We start from the raw sequence: 5,473 nt of genomic DNA on the forward strand, positions 1-5,473 counted from the left end.
CTTCGTGCGCAGCGATTGCCAGCCGCGCACGAAGAACGGCCATCCGGCCCACAGCACCACGGGGGTTGCGAAGACGAGCTGGATCCAGTTCGACAGCGTCGGGTCGATCCAGTTGTGCGGGCCCGCGAGGTGACCGCCCATCTCCAGCACCACGGCCGGCAGCGCCATTGCGCCGCCGATCCAGAACCGGCGCGTCATGTCGGCGAGCTCCGGATTGGGGCCGGTCTCCAGGCTCGCGACCTCCGGCTCGAGCGCCATGCCGCAGATCGGGCAGCTGCCGGGTCCGACCTGGCGGATCTCGGGATGCATCGGGCAGGTGTAGATCGTGCCCGCGGGCATCTCGGGCTCGGGCGCCTTGTCCTTCGCGAGATATTTGGCGGGATCGGCTGCGAATTTGGTGCGGCAGCCGGCCGAGCAGAAATGGAAGGTCTCGCCGTGATGGTCGAACCTGTGCTTCGAGGTCGCGGGATCGACGCTCATGCCGCAGACGGGATCCTTGACGCTGGTCGTCCCGTCACTGTGATCATGCGCGGGATGGTGATCATGGCCGGAATGATCGCCGTGCCCACCGCAGCATGAGGAGGCCGCAGCCTCGGTGGGCGGCGGCGCTGCCTTGCTCGAACAGCCGCATCCGGCGTGAGCGTCTGCGTCGTGATGATGCCCGTGTTCCGCTGCGTTCATTGGCTTGCTCCGGCGGTATCCTAGGGTCTTGTAACCCATACCCGGTAGGGGTATATAGACCCCATGCGCAAGGACATCAAGGCATCCGTCGGAAAACGTCTCGGCCGGATCGAGGGCCAGGTTCGCGGCCTCTCGAAAATGGTAGACGAAGACCGCTACTGCATCGACATCGTGACGCAGATTGCGGCGGTGCGCGCCGCGCTGCGCCGGGTCGAGGAGGAGGTTCTGAAGGACCATGTCGCCCATTGCGTCGAGCACGCCATCGCGAGCGGCGACAAGGCCGACCAGCGCGCGAAGATCGCGGAGCTGATGGCGGTGATCGGACGGGCGCAGCGGTAGATCGCGGTCTCTCTTCCGTCATTGCGAGGATTTCTTGCAACCACGCAATCCGGTCTCGTAGGGTGGGCAAAGCGGCTTATCCGCCGTAGCTCGAAGAGCGAAGGCGGAAGCGTGCCCACCATCCGTCGGTCGCGTGAGAACGTGGGCACGGTGCTTCGCACCTTTGCCCACCCTACGAGACCGAGCGAGATTTCTCCGGCGAGCTTAGGCCGCCAGCTCCCGCGCTCGCGCGCGGTACATCGCGAGGTCGCTCAGCTGCACGAAATGCTCGGAGACATTGGTGTTCATCTCCGGAAGGCGCGCGCTCACTTCCTCAGCCGGAATCTCAGCCGACGCCTCTTGGTCAATCGCTTCAGGAACGAGCGGCGGCGCCATGAGCGCTTCTGGAAACACACTGAATGAGCCCGCTACCTCCTCGAGCGGCTTCTGCTTGTCGGCCCAATGCAAGGCGGTGTAGTCGAAGCCGTGCACGATGGTGGGTTTGACGACTTCGAAATAGGGCGAGATGTCGAAGTCGCGGGGCATGTAGAGCGAGGAATCGCGGATGTGCAGGATCTCGCGGCGGGCGGCGCGGCTGCCGGCCTTGGTGATCTTCGGCAGGATCGGATAACGCACGGCGTCGAAGGCCTGTGCGATCAGGGCCGAGCAGATGATCTTGGTCGGGTCGCCGGAACCGATCGCAATCATGCGCCGGCGCCAGCGCTGCGGGATCGGCATCGGAAAGAGGTAGCGCATGAGGTCGACGATGTTCTTGGTGTCGTAGCCGAAGCCGATGCGGTTGATCGCATAGCGGCAGACTGTGGTGCGGTCCTCATAAGACAAACCGACAGGGCGGCAGAGGCGGGTATGATAGGGGAAATATTTCGACAGCGGCGCCGAGGTGACGCCTTCGCCGATATTGGCCTCGATCAGCACATGCGGCTCGCCGTCGGCCTCCTCGGCACCCGCGACCGGGCCGACATAGAGCGCGGCATGCGACCAGGTCGACTGCGTCAGATATTTGATGATGCCGGAGATGCGGTTGTTGCCCTCGACCAGCAGCACGTCGCCGGGCTCGATGACGCCGCGAAGATGCTCCGGGTCGCTCGGCGTGAACGGCTCGTAGCCCGGCACCTCCTTCGAGAGGTACGCGGCAATCAGCTTGCCGACCGAATCCAGGACCGTCCCCATGTCGAACTCCCCCCACGGCCTTTTCCGACCGTCTTTTTCCCTTCTCTATCATGGTCGAAACGTGTTGCAATTCGGTTCATCAGTCTGTGAGATCAAGCATGATTGATTCACCATGATGGTTGCTGTGCAACATCAGATACGGCAAGGTTCGCGGGCCGTTCCCGTTCGCCGCAAGTCCCCGGAAACCATGTCATGACAATCACGCGCCGCGATTTCCTTGTCGCGTCGGCTGCACTTGCCGCGATGCCGGTCCCGCGCGCGAGCGCCGCACCCCTGCCGCGCGAGGCCGACATCGTCGTGATCGGCGCGGGAGCCGCCGGTATCGCTGCAGCGCGGCGCGTCATGGCGACGGGCCGCAAGGTCGTCGTGATTGAAGCGGCATCGCAGATCGGCGGCCGCTGCATCACCGATAGCTCCACCTTCGACACGCCGTTCGACCGCGGTGCCCGCTGGATGTACAATCCCGACGCAAACCCGATGATCCGGCTGGCGCGCAGCGTCGGGCTCGACGTGCTGCCGGCGCCAAAGGGCCAGAAGATGCGCATCGGCCGCCGCAACGCGCGTGCGGGCGAAACCGAACAGTTCCTGGCGGCGCTGGTGCGTGCCAACCGCGCCATCGACGAGGCCGCGCGCGGCAAGCTCGATACTTCCTGCGCGTCCGTGCTGCCCAAGGATCTCGGCGACTGGGCCGGCGCGGCCGAGTTCTTGCTGGGCGCAGGCTTCGCCGGCAAGGACCTGAAGGAGCTGTCCGCGATCGACAAGGGGCGCGCGCAGGACCGCAACGCTGCGATCGCCTGCCGCCAGGGCTTGGGCACGCTGATCACCAGGCTCGGCGAGCAGGCGCCGGTGGCGCTGTCGACGCCGGCGAGCCGCATCGCCTGGAGCAATCGCGACGTCAGCGTGGAAACCCAGGCCGGCAAGATCGTGGCGCGCGCTGCCATCGTCACGGTGTCGACCAACGTGCTGACATCGGGCGCGATCAAGTTCGCGCCCGATATTCCCAAGCGTACGCTGGACGCGGCCTCGAAGCTCAGCCTCGGCAGCTACGATCGCATCGTGCTGCAATTGCCGGGCAATCCGCTCGGCCTCTCGCGTGACGATATCCTCGTCGAGCAGAGCAATTCGACGCGCACGGCGCTGATGTTCGCCAATATCGGCGGCTCCTCGTTGTGCTCGATCGACGTCGGCGGCTCGTTCGGCCGGGATCTCTCGGGCCAAGGCGAGAAGGCCATGGCCGACTTCGCCAGGGAGTGGATCACGAAACTGTTCGGCAGCGAAGCCGCTTCTGCGATGCAGAAGACCAGCGTGACGCGCTGGAATGCCTCGCCTTACGTGATGGGCGCGATGTCGGCCGCCTCGCCCGGCGGCCAGCTTTCGCGAAAGATCCTGAGCGAGCCTGTTGGCAACGTCTTCCTCGCCGGCGAAGCCACGCATGAGACGCTCTGGGGCACCGTCGACGGCGCCTGGGAAAGCGGCGAACGCGCCGCGGAGGCTGCCTTGCGCAAGATCGGCGCACTCAAGGACGAGTCCGCCGACGTGCCGACGCAGTCGACGAAGAAGCGGCGTGTGCCGCGGCAGTAGGGGCAATCAGGCCCGCGCCAAATCTCCGCTGTCGTCCCGGACAAGCGCGCCCGAAGGCGCGCGCAGATCCGGGACCCATACTCACAGGGAGTGATTTGGCGAAGGCTCGGAGTGCACCTTGTCCGATAACCACTCCCTGGGGTTATGGGTCCCGGGCTCGCGCTATGCGCGCCCCGGGACGACGGCGGAGATTGTCAGCGCAACAACCCGTCCAACGCCGGCAGCCCAAAGATCACCGCCATCGCAATCAGCGCATAGCAAATCCAGCGAAACACTTTTTCACTGGCGCGGCCGAACAGCAACGCGCCGAGCGCCACACCTGCCGCATAGACCGGGCCGACGATCAGCGAGAGCACCAGCGATTCACGCGAAATCAGGCCCGTCGCCACGTAGCTGACCATCGAGAAGAAATCCGAAGCGCCGAAGAACAGCAGGATGTTGGCGCGTGCGACGATCGGTGCGATGGGACGGCCGAGCCAGTAGCCGACGATCGGCGGCCCGCCGGTCTGGGCGAGGCCGCTGCAGAAGCCGGAGAGGCCGCCGATGCCGACCGAGAGCCAGGCGTGGTCCCTGCCGCGATAGCGCCAGCCCGACAGCAAGAGGAGCAGCAGCGCGGCGACGAAGCAGGAGATGATCCAGCGCGTGGTGACGGGCTCGAGCACGCTGAGGAAATAGGTGCCGACGGGCACGCCGACCAGCGCGCCGAGCACGATCACCGCGGTGGCCTTGCGGTCCGCCTTTCGCCAGGCGTCGGGAAGCAGCGGGGCCGCGGCGACAAAATCGATCACGAGCAGCAAGGCCGCAACCAGCCGCGGCGCGGCGATGCTGCTCGCCAGCGGCATGAAGATCAGCGCCGAGCCGAAGCCCGAGAAGCCGCGGGCCGTGCCCGAAACGAAAGCGACGGCGCAGAGCGCCGCCGCCATGGTGAGGCTGACATCCTTGGGGAGAAAGTCCGCAGGACTCATGCTCTACGACTCTCGAGCATGACGTTGTCCGAAAGCGGCTTCACACTTTTCGGCGTCATGCGCGCAAGATGCCGCCGGTCTTCCTCGTCACCTCGGCCACGATCTTGGCGCCGACCGCCTCGATCTCCTGGTCGGTCAGCGTCTTCTCGCGCGGCTGCAGCGAGACCGCGATCGCAATCGACTTCTTGCCATCGTCGATACCCTTGCCTTCGTAGACGTCGAAGACGTTGACGGCGGTGATCAGCTTCTTGTCGACGCCCTGCGCGGCTCGGACGATGTCGCCCGCCTTGACGCTGCGGTCGACGATGAAGGCGAAGTCGCGGGACACCGGCTGGAACGCCGACAGCTCGATCAAGGGCTTGGCGCGGGTCGGCTTCTTCTTGGCCTCGGGAATGCGGTCGAGGATCACCTCGAACGCCATCAGCGGCCCGTCGGCGCCGAGTGCCTCGAGCGCTCTGGGGTGCATCTCGCCGAAATACCCGAGCACGTTCTGCGGCCCGATCTGAATCGTGCCGGAGCGGCCCGGGTGCAGCCAGGTGGGGCCGCCGGCAACAATCTGCAGCGCCTGCATCGGCGCACCGGCCGCGGCCAGCACCGCAAGCGCGTCGGCCTTGGCGTCGAACACGTCGGCCTGCGCCGAGCCGGACCAATGCCGTCCGAGACCTTCGGAGTAAGCCAGGCCGCGGCGGACGCCGCTCGCCGCCCTGAACTGATCCTGCGGGCGATCGCCCTTGAAG

Annotated in this window: 5 protein-coding genes and 1 pseudogene; 2 read left to right on the forward strand and 4 right to left on the reverse strand. The window is 66.0% G+C overall.

All coding sequences use genetic code 11. The annotated features are described in order from the left end of the window. Positions 1–681 (reverse strand): YHS domain-containing protein (locus JHD07_RS28770; protein ID WP_291628334.1); only part of this gene is annotated, 681 nt, incomplete at its 3' end. Positions 682–744: 63 nt separating this feature from the next. On the opposite strand from JHD07_RS28770, the gene JHD07_RS28775 reads away from it, so the two are divergent. Beyond that, positions 745–1,020: a metal-sensitive transcriptional regulator gene (locus JHD07_RS28775; RefSeq protein WP_291628335.1), complete on the forward strand. Its 276-nt coding sequence runs from the start codon at positions 745–747 to the stop codon at positions 1,018–1,020. Between the two features lie 204 nt (positions 1,021–1,224). On the opposite strand, the gene JHD07_RS28780 is transcribed toward JHD07_RS28775, so the two are convergent. Then, positions 1,225–2,190 (reverse strand): YiiX/YebB-like N1pC/P60 family cysteine hydrolase, encoded by a 966-nt coding sequence (locus JHD07_RS28780; protein WP_291628336.1) that lies wholly within the window; start codon positions 2,188–2,190, stop codon positions 1,225–1,227. Between the two features lie 192 nt (positions 2,191–2,382). On the opposite strand from JHD07_RS28780, the gene JHD07_RS28785 reads away from it, so the two are divergent. Then, the gene (locus JHD07_RS28785; RefSeq protein WP_291628338.1) at positions 2,383–3,771 is read left to right on the forward strand and encodes an NAD(P)/FAD-dependent oxidoreductase; all 1,389 of its coding nucleotides are present in this window, start codon (positions 2,383–2,385) and stop codon (positions 3,769–3,771) included. A 194-nt stretch (positions 3,772–3,965) separates the two neighbouring features. On the opposite strand, the gene JHD07_RS28790 is transcribed toward JHD07_RS28785, so the two are convergent. Both JHD07_RS28790 and JHD07_RS28795 read right to left on the reverse strand, forming a co-directional pair. After that, positions 3,966–4,736, reverse strand: a complete 771-nt coding sequence (locus tag JHD07_RS28790; RefSeq protein ID WP_291628339.1) for a sulfite exporter TauE/SafE family protein — start codon at positions 4,734–4,736, stop codon at positions 3,966–3,968. 55 nt (positions 4,737–4,791) lie between these two features. After that, positions 4,792–5,473: pseudogene (locus JHD07_RS28795) on the reverse strand (phenylalanine--tRNA ligase subunit beta); the annotation flags it as partial.

It is taken from the genome of Bradyrhizobium sp. (assembly GCF_016462955.1).
Lineage (GTDB): Bacteria > Pseudomonadota > Alphaproteobacteria > Rhizobiales > Xanthobacteraceae > Bradyrhizobium.